General features: G+C 64.7%; 15 protein-coding genes and 1 pseudogene. 13 read left to right on the top strand and 3 right to left on the bottom strand.

The genetic code is table 11. The annotated features are described in order from the left end of the window. Nucleotides 1–43: 43 nt before the first annotated feature. Nucleotides 44–1246 (bottom strand): M20 aminoacylase family protein, encoded by a 1203-nt coding sequence (locus AC3WXD_RS12850; RefSeq protein ID WP_492323859.1) that lies wholly within the window; start codon nucleotides 1244–1246, stop codon nucleotides 44–46. A 73-nt stretch (nucleotides 1247–1319) separates the two neighbouring features. On the opposite strand from AC3WXD_RS12850, the gene AC3WXD_RS12845 reads away from it, so the two are divergent. Beyond that, nucleotides 1320–2315 carry a LysR family transcriptional regulator gene (locus AC3WXD_RS12845; RefSeq protein ID WP_492323858.1) on the top strand — a complete coding sequence of 332 codons (996 nt, stop codon included), beginning with the start codon at nucleotides 1320–1322 and terminating at the stop codon, nucleotides 2313–2315. A gap of 262 nt (nucleotides 2316–2577) precedes the next feature. Here the strand turns inward: AC3WXD_RS12845 and AC3WXD_RS12840 are convergent, their stop codons facing one another. Beyond that, nucleotides 2578–3540 carry a LysR family transcriptional regulator gene (locus AC3WXD_RS12840; protein WP_029043113.1) on the bottom strand — a complete coding sequence of 321 codons (963 nt, stop codon included), beginning with the start codon at nucleotides 3538–3540 and terminating at the stop codon, nucleotides 2578–2580. 160 nt (nucleotides 3541–3700) lie between these two features. On the opposite strand from AC3WXD_RS12840, the gene AC3WXD_RS12835 reads away from it, so the two are divergent. The 7 genes from AC3WXD_RS12835 to AC3WXD_RS12805 all read left to right on the top strand — a co-directional run bounded on the left by AC3WXD_RS12835 (nucleotide 3701) and on the right by AC3WXD_RS12805 (nucleotide 10762). After that, complete coding sequence (locus AC3WXD_RS12835) at nucleotides 3701–5020, top strand: MFS transporter (RefSeq protein ID WP_020200674.1); 1320 nt, start codon at nucleotides 3701–3703, stop codon at nucleotides 5018–5020. Between the two features lie 26 nt (nucleotides 5021–5046). Next, nucleotides 5047–6543 (top strand): M81 family metallopeptidase, encoded by a 1497-nt coding sequence (locus AC3WXD_RS12830; RefSeq protein ID WP_492323857.1) that lies wholly within the window; start codon nucleotides 5047–5049, stop codon nucleotides 6541–6543. Between the two features lie 298 nt (nucleotides 6544–6841). Further along, nucleotides 6842–7462: an HD domain-containing protein gene (locus AC3WXD_RS12825; protein ID WP_454732858.1), complete on the top strand. Its 621-nt coding sequence runs from the start codon at nucleotides 6842–6844 to the stop codon at nucleotides 7460–7462. Nucleotides 7463–7641: 179 nt separating this feature from the next. Continuing rightward, a complete protein-coding gene (locus AC3WXD_RS12820) occupies nucleotides 7642–8229 on the top strand; it encodes a TetR/AcrR family transcriptional regulator (protein WP_020200671.1) in 588 nt (195 codons plus the stop codon). Between the two features lie 174 nt (nucleotides 8230–8403). Continuing rightward, the gene (locus tag AC3WXD_RS12815) at nucleotides 8404–8898 is read left to right on the top strand and encodes a hypothetical protein (protein ID WP_020200670.1); all 495 of its coding nucleotides are present in this window, start codon (nucleotides 8404–8406) and stop codon (nucleotides 8896–8898) included. Between the two features lie 119 nt (nucleotides 8899–9017). Continuing rightward, nucleotides 9018–9248 carry a hypothetical protein gene (locus tag AC3WXD_RS12810; protein WP_492323856.1) on the top strand — a complete coding sequence of 77 codons (231 nt, stop codon included), beginning with the start codon at nucleotides 9018–9020 and terminating at the stop codon, nucleotides 9246–9248. Nucleotides 9249–9490: 242 nt separating this feature from the next. Further along, the gene (locus AC3WXD_RS12805) at nucleotides 9491–10762 is read left to right on the top strand and encodes a pyridoxal phosphate-dependent decarboxylase family protein (RefSeq protein WP_492323855.1); all 1272 of its coding nucleotides are present in this window, start codon (nucleotides 9491–9493) and stop codon (nucleotides 10760–10762) included. 110 nt (nucleotides 10763–10872) lie between these two features. On the opposite strand, the pseudogene AC3WXD_RS12800 reads toward AC3WXD_RS12805, so the two are convergent. Beyond that, nucleotides 10873–10985: pseudogene (locus tag AC3WXD_RS12800) on the bottom strand (transposase); the annotation flags it as partial. 527 nt (nucleotides 10986–11512) lie between these two features. Here AC3WXD_RS12800 and AC3WXD_RS12795 point away from each other — a divergent pair. Genes AC3WXD_RS12795 through AC3WXD_RS12775 form a run of 5 tightly spaced genes read left to right on the top strand, consistent with a single transcriptional unit; the run spans nucleotide 11513 to nucleotide 17259 of the window. After that, entirely contained in the window at nucleotides 11513–12961 is a 1449-nt protein-coding gene (locus AC3WXD_RS12795) for an aldehyde dehydrogenase family protein (protein ID WP_454732861.1), read from the top strand. Nucleotides 12962–12972: 11 nt separating this feature from the next. Further along, nucleotides 12973–13971 carry a tripartite tricarboxylate transporter substrate-binding protein gene (locus AC3WXD_RS12790; protein ID WP_492323854.1) on the top strand — a complete coding sequence of 333 codons (999 nt, stop codon included), beginning with the start codon at nucleotides 12973–12975 and terminating at the stop codon, nucleotides 13969–13971. A gap of 46 nt (nucleotides 13972–14017) precedes the next feature. Then, the gene (locus tag AC3WXD_RS12785; RefSeq protein ID WP_454732863.1) at nucleotides 14018–15019 is read left to right on the top strand and encodes a tripartite tricarboxylate transporter substrate binding protein; all 1002 of its coding nucleotides are present in this window, start codon (nucleotides 14018–14020) and stop codon (nucleotides 15017–15019) included. Between the two features lie 40 nt (nucleotides 15020–15059). Continuing rightward, nucleotides 15060–16223, top strand: coding sequence for an iron-containing alcohol dehydrogenase (locus AC3WXD_RS12780; RefSeq protein WP_043365039.1), 1164 nt, complete (start codon nucleotides 15060–15062; stop codon nucleotides 16221–16223). Between the two features lie 19 nt (nucleotides 16224–16242). Beyond that, the gene (locus AC3WXD_RS12775; RefSeq protein ID WP_492323853.1) at nucleotides 16243–17259 is read left to right on the top strand and encodes a LacI family DNA-binding transcriptional regulator; all 1017 of its coding nucleotides are present in this window, start codon (nucleotides 16243–16245) and stop codon (nucleotides 17257–17259) included. Nucleotides 17260–17334 lie beyond the last annotated feature (75 nt).

Genomic DNA, 17334 nt, shown 5'->3' with positions numbered 1-17334 from the left:
ACGATGGATCTGATGTTGCAGGGGATGGGATGGAATGCGCGGCTCACGCCACAGGCAGGTATCGCTCGACCAGCCGGGCCCAGAAGGCGGCGCCAATCGGGAGGTTCGCGTCGTTGAAGTCGTAACGCGGGTTGTGGACCATGCAGCCTCCCTCGCCCATGCCCTGGCCGATGCCGTTGCCGAGTCGCAGGAAACACCCGGGGCGCTGCTGCAGCATGAACGCAAAGTCCTCGCTGGCCATGACCGGCTCGAAGGCCGCGTCGACTTCGGCATCGCCCACAAGCTCACGCGCCACTTCGATGGCGAAGGCAGTCTCGGCGTCGCTGTTGACGACGACCGGGTAGCCGAGGACATAGTCAATCTCGACCGTGGCGCCGTAGCTGTGAGCCTGGGCATTGGCCAGCGCTTCGATGCGCTGGCGCAGCAGTTCACGAACCCGCGGGTCAAATGCACGAACACTCAGTTCCAGCCTGGCCGAAGCGGGAATCACGTTGTTCGCGGTACCGGCCTGGAGCACGCCTACCGTGACCACCGCCGCGGCGCCCGGATCGACATTGCGGGCCACGACCGTCTGCAATGCCATGACGATGCTCGACGCCACGACAACCGGGTCCACGCTCAGGTGCGGGCGTGCCGCGTGGCTCCCTTTCCCGCGCACCGTGATGGTGACCTTGTCTCCGGAGGCCATGAACGGCCCGCTCCGAAACAGGAATCTGCCGGCAGGCTGGCCGGGGTGGTTATGCAGGCCGAACACCGCATCGCAATGGAAGCGCTCGAACAGTCCTTCGGCGATCATCCGCTCGGCGCCGCTGTTCACGCCGGCTTCTTCGGCCGGCTGGAAATAGAGACGCAGCGTGCCGTCGAAGCGACGATGCGTGGCGAGGTACTGCGCCGCACCCAAAAGGATGGTGGTATGGCCGTCGTGTCCACACGCGTGCATAACGCCGGAAACCGTACTCGCATAAGGCAGGCCAGTGGCCTCCTGAATCGGCAGTGCATCCATGTCCGCACGTATGCCGATGCTGCGGCCACCGTGGCCGGCTGTCAGGGTTGCCACCACGCCTGTGCCACCGATGCCGGTTGCTACGTCATAGCCCCATCGGCCGAGCAATTCGCCAACGAGCGAAGCGGTCGCGTGTTCCCGATAGGCGAGCTCGGGGCGTTCATGGATGTACCTGCGGAGACTCGTCAGAGCCTCCGCCTGCGACATGAGATCTTCCACCTGACATAGGTGCGCGTCGGGCATGGCATTTCCTTCTGCATTCGATGGCCGCTGTTGTGTACAGCATCATCGGTGCAACGGACCGTGCGATCAATGTATGATTTCGGTGAGTTTTGTTGCTCTAAAGTCAACAGTAGAGGTCGGCGCAATGACTGCGGGAACGCTGAATGAAAAGCGGCTGGGATATTTCTACGAAGCCGCCATGTGCGGATCGGTGCGGGGCGCTGCGGACAGGCTCAACGTTGAGCCGTCCGTGGTCAGCCGGCAGATCCAGTTGCTGGAACAGGATCTGGGGGTGGCGCTGTTTGAGCGCAAAGGCCGAGGGATCATTGCCACCGAGGCGGCTGCGCTGGTCATCGCGCATTGCCGCAATCGCATGGCGAGCGAAGAGGCGCTGCGGGAGCATATCGACGACCTTGCCGGGCTGCGGCGTGGCACGTTGAACGTGGTGGCCGGAGAGGGGTATATGGATCTGCTGATGAACGGCATCGTCGATGCGTTCGGCCAGCAGTATCCCGGGGTGCAGGTCAACGTCGAACTGGCGAGCGCAGCGGAGGCAGTGCGGAAAGTCGCCAGCGACGAAGCGCACCTGGGTATCGCCATGAATCCGCCAGCGCATCCGGAGGTTCAGATCGTGCGGGAGCAAAGCCAGCCGGTCTGCATCATTGCCTGGCCCGACCATCCGCTGGCACGGCGTCGTGCAACCCCGTCATTGCAGGACGCGAGCCGCTACTCGCTGGCGACGATGGGCCCGGGCTTTGGCTTGCATCAGTTGATCCGGTTGGCCGAGTTCGCGGAGAATCTTCAGCTTGCGCCGACGCTCACCAGCAGTTCGATCGAGTTGCTGAAGCGGTTCGTGATGAAGCGGCTGGGCTTGACCTTTCTGTCCGCGGGAGCCGCGGCCAGCGAAATCGCACGCGGCGACCTCGTTGCGATTCGCACCACCAACGCCGCGCTCGAATCCGCCAAGATGCGCGTGATCGTGCGAGCCGAGCGGATCCAGACCGCGGCAGCTCGCTGCATGCAGGAGCTCGTTGGGGCTGCGCTGGATGCACCGGCTGTCGCAAGGTCCGCGAGGAGAGTCAGGACCTGAGGAGGCGCTTATCGATGAGGTCGACGAGCAGCGTGCAGATGGTCCCGATGGCTTCTCTGTCCAGCCTCCCGTCGTCGTCTCGCGCATTGCGCTGCAAACCACCGGGCAGAAGATCGGCCATCCGATCGGCTGCCTCGAGCAGCGCGGTGACTTCCCGCTGGTACACCGCTGGAACAAGTTCGTCGCGCGTCGGGACGTGGCGGCAGGGCGTGGCGAGCTGACGTCCGCATCGCGTGTCTTCGAGGCCGACCCCCGAGCTTTCTTACGCTCGGGACGACTTGCGCGCCGTGGATCGTCCGCGCCCGCGCGGCGCCGGGGCCGCGAACATCGACATGTCGCGCAGGATGTGGTCCAGCAGCGTGTCCGCTGCCATGCCCAGCGGCCTTCCCGTTTTCACCAGCAACCGTGCCTTGGCAGCCTCGAACAGCGGATGGGCAATCGGTAGTGTCACCAGTTCGCCCGAGGCCAGTTCGCGATAGGCGGCAAACGCGCCGATCAGCGTGATGCCGTGATGGCGCTTGACGAAGTGCCGCAGCACGGCCAGTGAATTGGTGGTCAGCGTGGGACGGATCTGGATGTTCTCGGCATACGCCAGCATCTGCACGATCTGCCCGAGCCCGAACGCCGGCGGCATCATCGCCAGCGGATAGTCGGCCAGTTCCCGCACATCGACATTCGTGCCGCGCAGTGCCAGTGGATGTTCGGCATGGACCAGCAGTACCACCGGCTGCGACGACGTGGCCACCCAGCGCACGTCGGCATGCGAGGGCGGGTTGTAGGCCAGGCCGAGATGCGCCCGGCTTTCCGCCACCTCCTGCAGCACGTTGTTGACGGGCAGGACATCCACCGTGACATCGAGCCGCGGATACTGCGCGCAGAAGTCGGTCAGCACTTCGTCCATCAAGCCATCGACGTAGCCTTCGCTCGTGGCAATGCGTACCTGGCCGTGCTGCAGGCCGCGCAATGCCTGCAGGCGGTCTTCGAACAGCTCCTGCTGCGCGCGGCACCCCCGCCAGTATTCGAGCAGATGCAGAGCCACTTCGGTAGGCTGCACGCCGCGTGCGTGGCGGTCGAATAGTGGCGCGCCCACTTCCTCTTCCAGCAGGCGAATCTGGCGCGTGACGACCGATGGCGACGTGTTGATGCTGTCGGCCGCGCCCCGGATCGATCCGTGTGTGAGCACCTCGTGGAAATAACGCAGCCTGCGTTGGTTCAGTTCTCGCATATCGACGTCCGCCTGATGCATCGTGTTGCTGAATGGGCAACGATAACCGACTTAAGTTGCTCTTGCCATGTCGTTTTGTCTAACTCACGATGCTTGAAAACTAAAACACAGCGCCAGCACAACGTTCATCGCATCCACGAACGACCACGGGAAAAATCGTATGACTGCCACACTGCCCCCACGCACCACGCCGGCGCACGACAGCGCCGCGCAGCAGGCTCTGTACCGCAAGCTGAACTGGCGCCTGCTGCCATTCCTGCTGCTTTGCTACACCTTTGCCTACCTGGACCGCGTCAACATCGGGTTCGCCAAGCTGCAGATGCAGGGCGACCTGGGCTTTTCCGACGCCGTGTACGGGCTGGGCGCCGGCATTTTCTTCTTCGGCTACGTGCTGTTCGAAATCCCCAGCAACCTGCTGCTTCCCCGTATTGGTGCGCGCAAGACCATCAGCCGCATTCTGGTGCTCTGGGGCCTGACGTCGGCCTGCATGTTGTTCGTCCGCGACGAAACCACGTTCTACGTGATGCGCTTTCTGCTCGGCGTGTTCGAGGCCGGCTTCGCGCCCGGCATGATTTTCTACCTGACGTACTGGTACGGGCAGCAGCGCATGGCGCGCGTGATGGCCATCGTGATGCTGGCCGGGCCGCTCGGCGGCATCTTCGGCTCGCCGTTGTCGACGTGGCTGATGACCGGGCTGTCCGGCACGCATGGCCTGGAAGGCTGGCAATGGATGTTCCTGGTGGAAGGGCTTCCGTGCGTGCTGCTGGGCGTGTTGGCCCTGCGCGTGCTGGCAGATCGCCCGGCCGATGCCAGATGGCTGACCGACGAGGAAAAGCGCATGCTTGCCGCCGAGCTGCATACGCCCGGCGCAGGCCACCACTCGTTCGGCCAGGTGGCGCGCGACCCGCGCGTCTACCTGCTGGCCTTCGCCTACTTCACGATGATCTGCGGCATCTACGCGGTGAGCTTCTGGCTGCCTTCCATTCTCAAGGCAGATGGCGTTACCGACACGATGAAGATCGGCCTGTATTCGATGATCCCGTATATCGCGGCCGCCATTGCCATGGTCGTCATCGGCCGGCGCTCGGACCGGCGCGGCGAGCGTCGCCTGCATAGCGCGGTGCCCGCATTCATCGGCGCCGTGGCGCTGGCCGTGGCCACGCTGTCCAGTGGCAACCTGGCGGTGTCGCTGTCCTGCATGACGATTGCCACGGCGATGATGTGGGCGGCCTACACGGTGTTCTGGGCCATTCCGTCCCAGTACCTGAAGGGCGACGCCGCGGCCGGCGGCATCGCGCTCATCAACACGATAGGCCTGATCGGCGGCTTCCTGAGCCCGACCATCATCGGCTGGGTGCGCACGGCCACGGGCAGCATGCAGGCCGGCCTGCTGGTGATGGTGGCCCTGCTGGTGGCCGGCGCGGTGACGTTGGTGGCCAACCGCATGCCCGCGCCGCAAGGCAGCCCGGCGACGGCCTGAAGATAACCATGAAGATGGAGAGTCCTGTGGTACCCCAGATCCTGATTGCCGGTTTCCAACACGAAACCAATACGTTCGCGCCGTCCAAGGCCACCTACGCCAGCTTCGAGCGCGGCGAGGGCTTTCCGGCCTTGGTGCGCGGCAACGATGTGCTGGCGCTGCGCGATGTGAATATCCCCGCCGGTGGATTCATCCAGGCCGCGCAGCGCAATGGCTGGTCCCTGAGCCCGGTGATCTGGGCCGGCGCAAGTCCGTCGGCGCACGTGACCGAGGATGCGTTCGAGCGCATCGCGGGCGAGATCGTCGCGGCCGCCCGCGCGGGCGGCTTCGATGCCATTTACCTGGACCTGCATGGCGCGATGGTGGCCGAGCATGCCGACGATGGCGAAGGCGAACTGCTGGCACGGCTGCGCGACGTGATCGGGCCGGACGTGCCGCTGGTGGCGTCGCTCGACCTCCACGCCAACGTCACGCAACGCATGCTCGATGCCGCGGATGCGCTGGTGGCCTACCGCACGTATCCGCACGTCGACATGGCGGAAACCGGCGGGCGCGCCGCGGCACTGCTGAAGACCTTGCTGGCCGGCCCGCGCCGCTGGCGCGCTGCCGCCCGCCGCCTGCCGTTCCTGATTCCCATCAACGGCATGTGCACGATGCTGGAGCCGGCGCGCGGCTTGTACGCGGCGCTGGCCGAACTGGAGTCCGGCGCAGTGGCGTCGCTGTCGTTCACGCCAGGCTTCCCGGCGGCCGACTTTCCCGAGTGCGGACCTGTGATCTGGGGCTATGGCGAGGATGACGCCGCCGCCGAAGCCGCCGTGCAGGCGCTCTACGACAGGATGCTGGCCGAGGAGTCTGCCTGGGAGGTACCGTTCCTCTCGCCTGACGACGCGGTGCGCGAAGCCATGCGCATGGCGGAGGGGGCCACGCGTCCGGTGGTCATCGCCGATACCCAGGATAACCCCGGTGCCGGCGGCGATTCCAACACGATGGGCATGCTGCGCGCGCTGCTGCGCAACGGCGCGCGGGGCGCGGCCATCGGGCTGATCTGGGATCCGGCGGTGGCAGCGGCCGCGCATCGCGCAGGCGTGGGTGCGATGGTCGACGCGGCGCTTGGTGGCGTGTCGGGCGTGCCCGGCGACGAGCCGCTGCAGGCGCGCTTCGAGGTGCTGAGGCTGTCGGACGGCGTGTGCCGTTTTGGCGGCCCGATGATGCACGGCATGCAGGCCGATGTCGGGCCCGTGGCGCTGCTGGGCATCGAAGGCGTGCAGGTCGTGGTCAGCGGCGGCAAGGCACAGATGCTCGACCGCAATCTCTATCGCGTTGGCGGCGTCGAGCCCGAGGCGATGAAGATCCTGGTGAACAAGAGCTCGGTCCATTTTCGCGCGGACTTCCAGGGCATCGCGCACGCGGTGCTGGTGGCAAAGGCCCCCGGGCCGATGACCGCCGATCCGGCTGATCTGCCCTGGACGCGCCTGGCGCCCGGCATCCGCCTCAGGCCAATGGGCCAGCCGTTCGGCGGCTGACGTCCGGCGCAATTCCGATTGCACGCTCGCCCGGCCGATGCCGGATCGCTGGCCGGCGGAGCCCCCGGTGGCTCCGCCGGCATTGCGCCGTCGCCGGCCCGTGCCCAACGGTACTCCGGGAATGTCGTGCCGCTGTTGACCTCGTCATACGTCGCGGAGCCAGTCGCATAGACGAGGCTGCCGCCATGTTCGCGGCCGAGCTTGCTGCTGCCTCGTCGTGATGACAGACGTGGCAAGGCACCTCTGGAGGTCGGCACCTGTTCTGCATACTATGACCTCACTTTCAGAGGAAAAAATCATGCAGCGGACGACCTTGGAGAAGCAACTGAATTTTCTGAGAGAGATCGATCGGTTGAAGTCCGTCATGCGGCAATCACCGCTACTCGACAAAAGTCGAAAGGAGAATTCCGCCGAGCACTCATGGCACCTGGCAATGTACGCACTGGTGTTGAGCGAGTATGCCAATGGGCCTGTGAACGCGTACCGCGTGATACAGATGCTCCTGCTGCATGACGTCGTCGAAGTTGACGTCGGCGACTTCCCGATTCACGGGAAGGTGTGTGGAGAATTGCAGGCTGAACAAGAATTCAAGGCCGCGGTACGGCTGTTCGGGCTTTTGCCGCTGTCGCAACGAGACATGTTTCTCGATCTGTGGCAGGAATTTGAGCGTGCTGAGACTGAGGACGCGAAGTTCGCGAAGGCGCTTGATCGCTTTCAGCCGCTGCTCATCAACATATTCACCGGCGGCGGGACCTGGACGGAGAATGGCGTCTCGCTTGAGCAGGTTATCTCCCGATATGGTCCTGTCATCAAAAGGGGGGCACCCGAGCTATGGGACATTTGCGAGCGGTGGGTAACGCAACATTTTGCCGGACGTGGGGCGGGGAAAGTCGATGCGCTGCCCGGCGACGGAACCTGACATCGCAAAGCCACGTCCCGGAGGCCGCGTGACGTCATTCCGGTCGGGATGGATCAACAACGGCCATCCGAAGGATTGACACGGAACCGACCAACTAGTAGATTGGCTGGGTTGGTTGGGATAGCAAGCGCGCATGACACATTCCATGCGTGCATTATAAGTAACTCGGATGAGTGTCCATGAGCGTTGATCTGTCCCCCCGGGCGACCGAAATTGCAGAGCACACGAAGCAACTGCTTGTCGCAGGCGGCTATCACGGGTTCAGTTATGCGGATCTGTCCAAACTGGTGCACATCGGAAAGCCCAGCATCCATCATCATTTCCCGAGCAAAGCGGACTTGGTGCTGACGGTGGTCACGCGGCACCGGCAGCAGGCTCGGGAAGGATTGGCAGCTCTCGACCGGAACATCGAGGATCCCTTGGCACGATTGATGGCCTACGCCAATTATTGGGCCGAATGCATCCGCGATGGCACATCATCAATGTGCATTTGCGTCATGCTTGCTACAGAATTGCCCATGATCCCGCAAGAGATTGCGGACCAGGTCAGGGGTTATTTCAACGACTTGACGACCTGGATCGCCACGGTTCTGGACAGTGGTGTGGCAAGGTCTCAGTTCAAATTGTGCGACAGCGCGTTTGTTGAGGCTCAGACCTTCATGTCCACGATACATGGCGCGATGCTGACGGCAAGAGCCTTGGGCAATGCGGAGTCGTTTCAGGCCATTTCGAGAGTAGCAATAAGTCGCTTAAGCGCGGTCAGTTGAACATCCACCACCCATGCGGGCGCTACGGCGCCTAATTTTTGAATTGCTGTATCGACCAACTAGTTGGTTGTTTGTTTTGTAAGTCGTCATTGTCGCCCGTGCATTCATCCATGCTGTCGCCCGCGTTGCGGCGATCGGGGGGCCTTTCTTACCTTCAGAAGGAGTCATTGTCCTATGCCTCATCCCATCTCCGCGTTGGGCGCGAGTCACACCATTCTCAGCCTGGCGACTTTCGCAGCGGGTCTCTATAGCTTCGCCCGATATCAGAAAATGGATAGCACCAACCTGTCCACCAGGATCTACTTGTCCGGCATGGTGGTCTCGGTACTCACCTCGTTTGGCTTGTCCAGCACAGGCGGTTTCAATGTCGGCCACGCACTGGGCATCGTTGCGCTGGTTGCGATATTGGGCGGCGTATTCGTTCCGCGGATAGGAATCCTGGGGCATGCGCGGCGATACCTGTCCCAGTTCGCATTCACGTTCAGTTTCTTTCTGTTGTTAGTCCCCGGGATCAATGAGACGCTGACGCGGTTGCCTGTCAGCCATCCCCTGGCGAGTGGTCCTGAGTCCCCCGTCGTGCGTGGCGCGCTTGCCGCGTGGCTGGGAATTTTCTTGCTGGGATCGTTATTGCAGTTCCTGTTGCTTCGTTCGTATCGCGGCCGTGCATAAGCGGAGTCTTGCGCCAACGACATTTCCCGACACGATCTTGTCGGGAAATGAAGTGCGATCCATCGATCCTCTGGACTTCACGCTGCATCGATGCGGAGGCATGAATCTGGGAGCGAACCATGCATGCTGACAATGGCATAGTAGAGAACAACGGGAATCTGGAGAGCATGAAAATCATGCTTGACGATGACGAAGCTTTGGAGGGCGTGGAGGCGTGGCTGAATGGGCAAGGATTGACCATCAAACTAAGCGCAGGATACCCGGGGCGAAAAGCTGACGAGTACGTGGAGTCGTGCGCGGGTTGGTTGCTGCGCCTGGTACAACATGCGCGCGCGGCAAACAACAAATAGCTGGCTGGCGGCCCGGGCAACTACGTGTATTTCCGTATCTTGTATCAGGGTATTGGCTGTTTCCGATGCCGACAAAACGCCACTGGCGCGAGAATCGAATGCGCGCGTCTGGTCCACCGGAAAGACATGGAGTCTTTATGGAAGAATCGTCGGCACACGGGGCCTTGCGGGACGCCTCTGAGAGAGCCATATCGTACTTGCAGTCAGTAAAAAATCGGTCGGTAATCGCCTCGCCCGAGGCCATGCGCCGTCTCGACGAACTGAGGCATGCGCTACCGCAAAAGGGCGTTGATTCGATCGAAGTCCTGCGACGCCTCGACGAGATCGGATCTCCTGCGACTGTCGCCACCGTAGGTGGACGTTATTTCGGTCTGGTGATGGGTGGCGCTTTGCCAGTTACCGTCGCGGCGAGCTGGCTGGCGACGGCGTGGGACCAGAATGCCTGCTTCCGATGGACTTCTCCGATTGCGGCGACGCTGGAAGATGTATCGCTGCAATGGCTTCGCGACTTGTTCGGCATGCCGGAAGGCGTCGCAGGGGCGTTTGTCAGTGGCGCATCCATGGCCAGCCTGACCGGGCTGGCATCCGCGCGCCACGCGCTTCTTTCGCGTCTGGGTTGGGACGTGGAAGCCAAAGGCATTTATGGGGCGCCCGAACTCCGCGTTGTTGTCAGTGAAGAGGTTCACGTGACGGTGTTGAAGGCGCTCTCGTTACTCGGCCTCGGACGCGAGCGCGTTATCCTGGTCCCGACCGACCGCCGCGGGCGGCTCAAAGTCGATAGCATGCCGGCGCTCGATGGCCGCACAATTGTCTGCATCCAGGCTGGTAATGTGAACACCGGTGATTTCGATCCGGCGGCGGAAATCTGCCTTCGTGCAAGGCAGGCCGGCGCCTGGGTCCATGTCGATGGTGCTTTCGGTCTCTGGGCACTTGCGAATCGGAATTTCGATGCGTTGACGGCTGGCCTGGCCGAGGCGGATTCCTGGGCGACGGACGGCCATAAGTGGCTCAACGTTCCTTATGATAGCGGCATCGTCCTTGTTCGGAACGCAGCGGATCTACGGGCAGCAATGTCGGCGAATGCGGCGTACCTGGCCGAGGGTGCCGAGGAGGGACGTGAGCCTTCCCACTACACACCGGAATCGTCCAGGCGGGCGCGTGGCGTCGAGATATGGGCCGCGTTGCTGCATCTCGGCCGCGACGGTATTGCCGAGCTCGTCGGGCAATTCTGCAGCCTTGCACGTCAGTTCGCTGACGGCCTTTCGAGCCACGGATACGAAATACTCAATGATGTCGTGCTTAACCAGGTGCTCGTATCATTCGGATCGTCCGAGGCAACGCGAGCCGTCATCGATTCGCTCCAGGCAGAGGGCGTCTGCTGGTGTGGCGGAACATCATGGCAAGGCCGCACTGCAATGCGCATCAGCGTTGCGAATTGGGCAACGACCGAGACAGACGTCGACCTCAGCATTCAAGCCATGGTAAGGGCCGCGACAGGTTCCCCGCGCGTGTGAGTGCTTGGAGCCTGTTTCGAGATTCGAGGATGGGCGATTCTGCGCAGCGGCACACCGCCCATCGCGATGTAGCGCGTCGCCTCGGATACATCCGGGCGTCGCTCGCGGTTCCTCACGAGACGACGCCAACGCACCGTCTGCCAAGGCCAGAATTCCCCGGCAACATGCGCCAGCCGCAACCGGAGCGCACCAGGTAGCACGGTGCATTGATCACCTCGCACAGATAAGGCGAGTGTTTCGGGCGTTCTCATCAAATCGATCGTTGTCGTGCGCGCCCGGTGCGCCCTGGCGGGCCAAGACTTGCCTCGTCGACGACGCCGGCGATGCTGGACTCGTGGGAGTCGCTGGTTTCGAGCGGCATCCGGCCCCGATCCGCCGCCGCCAGTCCTGCGTCTGGCTCTCTTCCATGACGATGTCGCCGTGCGGCCGGCGACCGATCCCTCCCCGCGGGTCCCGGCCGCGATCAGGGCGTGCGGCGTGGCCGACGCCAACCTCTTCCTTGGGGAACGACTGCCGCCGGTGTGCTTCCACAAGCACAAGTGTCGCCATTCATGGGAAACGTTTCCTCAAAATGGTAGATGTCACTCAATTGGCCGCCATGCTGACTGGCGGAAGATCAGCACATACCCACGGAAATCGGCAATAAATAGGGGTAATCCCGGGCATCGTATGGTTTGACTTCCATGCCCGATGCGGCGAATATGAGAAAACGTTTTCTCAACAGGCTTTCCCCAGCCCAAAAAAGTCCCGATGCGTACCTCCCGCTTTCCCGCCGACACCCTTCCCCCCACTGGTAATCTGATCAACGGCAACTGGGTCGACTCCGGCGACCGCTTCGACGTGGACGACAAGTTCACCGGCGAGACCATTGCCACGCTGTCCTCCGCCACGCGCGAGCAGGTCTCGCAGGCCGTGCGCATTGCCAAAGAGGCGGTCGATGCCGGCCCGCAGGCGCCCTACGACCGCAGCTTGGTGCTGCGGCGCGCGGCGGATCTGCTGGAAGCGTGGCGCAGCCGCTTTGTCGATGCGATGACCACCGAAGCCGGCTTTACGCTGGTCGACGCCAACAACGAGGTCGACCGCGCCAAGGTCACGCTGACCCTGTGCGCCAACGAATCCACGCAGTTGACCGGGGAAGTGGTGCCGTTCGCCGCCAGCCCCGGCGCGCACAAGCGCATCGGCTTCACGCAGCGTTTCCCGGTGGGCGTGGTGTGCGCCATCACCCCGTTCAATTCGCCGCTCAATACCGTGCTGCACAAGGTGGGGCCCGCGTACGCGGCAGGCAACGCGGTCGTCCTCAAGCCGTCGGCCTTCACGCCGCTGACCAGCGCGCTGCTGGGCCAGGTGCTGCTGGAGGCCGGCATGCCGGCGCCGTTCCTGTCGATCCTGCAAGGCGAGGGCGACACGGTGGGGGCGTGGCTGCTGGAAGAGCAGGACGTGGCCTTCTACACGTTCACCGGCAGCACGCGCGTCGGCCGCATCATCCAGCGCGCGGCCGGCCTGCGCCGTACGCAGATGGAGCTGGGCAGCATTGCCAGCACGTTCGTCGCGGCCGATGCCGATCTGGATCGCGCCATTCCCAGGATCGCCAATGCCGGCCTGCGCAAGGCCGGGCAGGTCTGCACGTCCGTGCAGCGCCTGTATGTGGACCGCCGCATTGCCGACGAGGTCGCGCAGCGCCTGGTCGCGTTCGCCGGGACGCTGGTCGCCGGCGATCCGCGCGATCCGGCCACGCGCGTAGGGCCGCTGATCAGCGAACAGGCGGCGATCCGCGCCGAGACGTGGATCGGCGAGGCCGCCGCCGCGGGCGCGCGCGTGCTGTGCGGCGGCGCGCGCCGGCGCTCGGTCATCGATCCGGTGGTCATGACCGACGTGCCCGACGAAGGCCGCGTGTGGTGCCAGGAAGCGTTCGCGCCGCTGATCGCGCTGCGGCCGTTCGACGATTTCGACGCGGCGCTGGCCAGCGCCAACAGCACGCCGTTCGGGCTGGCGGCGGGCATTTTCACGCAGGACATCGATCGCGCCATGAAGGCGGCGGCAACGCTGCGCTTCGGCACGGTGCAGATCAACGAGACGTCGAGCGCGCGCTCGGACGTGATGCCGTTCGGCGGCGTCAAGGACAGCGGCTTCGGCAAGGAAGGGCCGCACTACGCCATGCGCGAGATGACCGAAGAGCGTCTCGTCGTCTTCAATCCTTGATGAGGCCCGCCATGACATCGCGCGCATCCGGCCGCCGCATGGTCCTCAAGGCGGGCGGCGCGGCGGCGCTCGCCTTGCTCTCGGGCGGCGCCTTCGCACAGACGTATCCCGCCAGGCCGCTGACGCTGATCGTGCCGTTCGCGGCGGGCGGGCCCACCGACATTCTCGGGCGCGTCATCGCCGAGGGCATGGCGCGCGATCTCGGCCAGCCCGTGGTCGTCGAGAACCTGCCCGGCGCGGGCGGCACGCTCGGCACGGCCCGCGCGGTACGCGCCGCGCCGGACGGCTACACGCTGGTGATCGGCAATGTCGGCACGCTGGCCGCCAACGCCACGCTGTACAAGTCGCTGTCCTACAACGTGCTGAAAGACCTGATCCCGCTGGCCTCGGTCGGCGACGCACCGCAGGTCATTACGGCGCGCAAGGATTTTCCGGCGATGGGGCTAGATCAGTTCGCCGCCTATGCGCGCCAGAACGCCGGCAAGATGAACGCGGGCGCGGCCGGCGTGGGCTCCGGCTCGTTCCTTGGCAGCGTGCTGGTGAATGCCAGGCTTGGCGTCAACGTCAATATCGCCAACTACCGCGGCGCGGGCCTGGCGCTCAACGATGTGGCCGCCGGCCACATCGACTACCTGGTCGACAGCACCACCACGTCCACCAGCTTCATCAAGTCGGGCATGGTCAAGGGCGTCGTCGTGCTGCGCCCCAGGCGGATCAGTGCGCTGCCCGACGTGCCGGCCGCCGGCGAGTCGGGCATCAAGGACCTGAACTACGACATCTGGAACATGGTCCTCGCGCCGAAGGGCACGCCGGCCCCGGTGGTGGCGCGACTCAACAAGGCACTGCGCAGCGCGGTGCGCGATCCGCAGACCCAGGCGCGGCTCGCGCCGGCCGGCGTGGAAGTGCCGGCCGAGCGCCAGCAGACGCCGGAAGGCGCGGCCGAGCTGCTGGCCGGCTCGGTGGCCACCTGGCGCACGCTGCTGTCCGGGCTCAACGTCACACTCGATTAGCATCCCCGGCCACAGGCCGAAACATAAGAAATTCTGGAGACAGACCATGATGCATTCCCTCAAGAAGATCGCGCGCACGGCAGGCGCATTCGTTGCGCTGGCCGCTGCGGCAGGTGTCGTGGCAGGTGTCGCGGCAAGTCCGGCCGTCGCCGCCGACTGGCCGACCAAGCCCATCACCATCGTGGCGCCGTTCACGCCCGGCGGCACCACCGACATCGTGGCGCGCGCGATCGCGGCGCAGCTGCAGCGCGAACTCGGACAAGCGGTGATGGTGGACAACCGCCCCGGCGCGGGCGGCACGCTCGGCGCCGCGATGGTGGCGCGCGCGCAGCCCGACGGCTACACGCTGCTGCTGGCGAACGTGGGCCACGCGGCGGCGCCGGCGCTCTACAAGAACCTGCCTTACGACTTCGAAAAGGACATGACGCAGATCACGACCGTCGCGGTCGTGCCGAACGTGCTGATCGTGCGCAAGTCGCTGCCGGTCAACAACGTCAAGGAACTGATCGCCTACATGAAGGAGCATCACGCCGAGGCGACGTACGGCTCGGCCGGCATCGGCACCACGCAGCACCTGTCCGCCGAGCTGCTGAAGAAGCAGGCGTCGTTCGATGCCGTGCACGTACCGTACAAGGGCGCCTCGCCGATGATGACCGACATCATCGGCGGCCGCGTGACCTTCGCGCTCGATTCCGCCGCCTCGGCCAACGCCCAGCTTGCCGGCGGCAACATCAAGGCGCTGGCGGTGACCACCGCGCAGCGCACGCGCTTCCTGCCGAACGTGCCGACGCTGAGCGAATCCGGCGTGCCGGGCTATCAGATGAGCACGTGGTACAGCCTCGCCGCGCCGCGCAACCTGGCCGCGCCGATCCGCGACCGCATTTACCAGGCCGTGGTGGCCAGCATGAAGGATCCCGCCATGCAAAGCACGCTGCAAGGCATGGCGGCGGAGCCGGGCGGCATGGCGCCGGCCGCGCTGACCACGTTCGTGCATGCGGAAACCAAGCGCTGGACGACCATCGCCGCCGGCTTCTCCGCGGCCGACTGATCGATCCCCATCGATTCCCTGTCGATTCGACTATCTTTTCATGTCCATTACCGATATCTCCACCTTCTTTTGCCCGACTCGCATCTACATGGGCGCCGGGTCCCATGAAAAAATCGCCACCATCGTGCGCGATCGTGGCTGCAAGCGCGTGTTCATCGCGGTGGATGCCGCGCTGCTCGCCAGCGATTTCTACGGGCGCGTGGCCGCGCTGCTGGAGCGCGAGGGCGTGGCCATCGCCACCTACTCGGAGATCGAACCCGACCCGAGCGCGCATACCGTGGCGCGTGCGCTCGAGGTCTGCCGCGCGCACGAGGCCACGGCCATCATCGCCATCGGCGGCGGCAGCACCATCGACGTGGCCAAGGCGGTCGGCATCGTGCTCGCCAACGGCGGCCGCATCCACGACTACGAGGGCATCGAGGCATTCTCGATCGCGCCGCCGCCGCTGATCGCGATTCCGACCACGGCGGGCACGGGCTCGGAGGTATCGGGCTCCTGCGTCATCACGGATACGGAAAAGAACCTCAAGATGTCGATCCGCCATGCCGCGCTCAACCCGGCGGCATTCGCGATCCTCGATCCGCTGGCACTGCGCACCGTGCCGGGCCACGTGGCGGCGCACTCCGGCATCGATGCCTTCGTCCATGCGTTCGAGTCGTACATCTCGCGCCAGTCCAACCTGATCACCGACGCCATCAATATCCAGGCGATCGAACTGCTGGCGGGGAACATCCGCCAGTTCGTGGCCGACCGGGAGAACCTGGAGGCCGCCACCAACATGCTGTGCGGCTCGGCGCTGGCCGGCATCACGTTCGGGCAGACCGGCCTGGGGAACGTGCACTGCATGGCGCGTTTCGTCGGTGCGGAGTTCCACCTGTCGCACGGGCTGTCCAATGCGCTGTGCCTGCCGGCGGTGGCGCGCTTCAACCTGATCGCCAATCCCGCCAAGTATGCGAAGGTGGCGGCGGCAATGGGACGGCCCGTGCAAGGGCTGCCGGTGCTCGACGCCGCGCGCATGGCGGTGGAAGCCATCGAGGCGCTTTGCGCGGACCTTGGCATCCCGCGCCGCCTGCGCGACGCGGGCGTGACCGGGGACAAGCTGGAGGGGATGGCGGAGTTGTGCGTGCAGGCCAACTATAATCGCTGGAATCCCCGGAAGACGACCCTTGCCGATTTCCGGAATCTGTTCCAAGAAGCCTTTTGATTCTGATCCGGAAGCCGATTTGACCAAGCGCGTGACTGTCCATGACGTCGCCCGCGCGGCGGGCGTCGCGATAGCGACCGTCTCGCGCGTGGCGAACGGGGTGCCTACCGTGGCGGAGGATGTGCGCGTGCGCGTCCAGGCCGCCATCGACGAACTGGGATGGAAGCCCAGCGTGGCGGCGCAGAGCATGCGGGGCGTGTCCGCGCGCATGATCGGCTTCATCTTCTCCGACATCCGCAACCCGATCTATTCGGCGATGGTCAAGGGTGCCGAAGGCATCCTCAGCGAACACGGCTACATGATCATGGTGGCCAGCAGCGACGGCAGCAGCGAGCGCGAACTCGCGCTGCTCGACCTGTTCCGGCAGCGCGGCGCCGACGGCGTCATCTTCGCGGTGCAGGACGAATCCAACGGCAAGGTGCTGGCCAACATCCGCTCCGGCAACCTGCCCGTGGTGCTGCTCGAGCGCGAACTCGACGCCCCGGTCAATGCCGTGGGCGCCGATCACCTCAGCGGCACCCGGCGCGCCGCCGAATACCTGATCAGCCTGGGGCACCGCCGCATCGCCATGATCACCGGCGGCAGCGGCACGCGCGTGGCGCGCGACCGCCTGCTGGGTTTGCAGCAGGCCCACGACCAGGCCGGCCTGGTCGTGGATCCGCAACTGCTGCGGCTCGACAGCTTCTCGACCGAATACGCATACCGGGAAATGCAGATGCTGCTGAGCCTGCCGGAGCCGCCCACCGCGGCGATCGTGCTCGGCATGCCGCTTCTGTCCGGCGTGCTCCCGGCCATCCGCATCAGCAATCGCCGCATTCCCGAGGATATTTCGCTGATCGCCTCGAACGACAGCGAACTCGCCCAACTGGCCACCCCGCCAGTCTCCGTGATCCGCTATGACGCCCACGCGCTCGGCAACGAAGCCGCGCGCATACTGCTGCGGCAGTTGAAGGGCGAGGTGCCGCCTGACCGGATCCGCATCCAGATTCCGACGGAGCTGGTCCTGCGCGGGTCGTGCGCGCCGCCGGGGGGATGATTCGGGTCTGTTTCGTGCGCATGATGACTCGGCAGCCGTTGGCGCATCTCTGGGAATGGCTTCGTGACCGGCTTA

Source organism: Cupriavidus sp. FW216-B1 (genome assembly GCF_058789195.1).
This window is presented reverse-complemented; position numbering and strand designations above follow the sequence as displayed.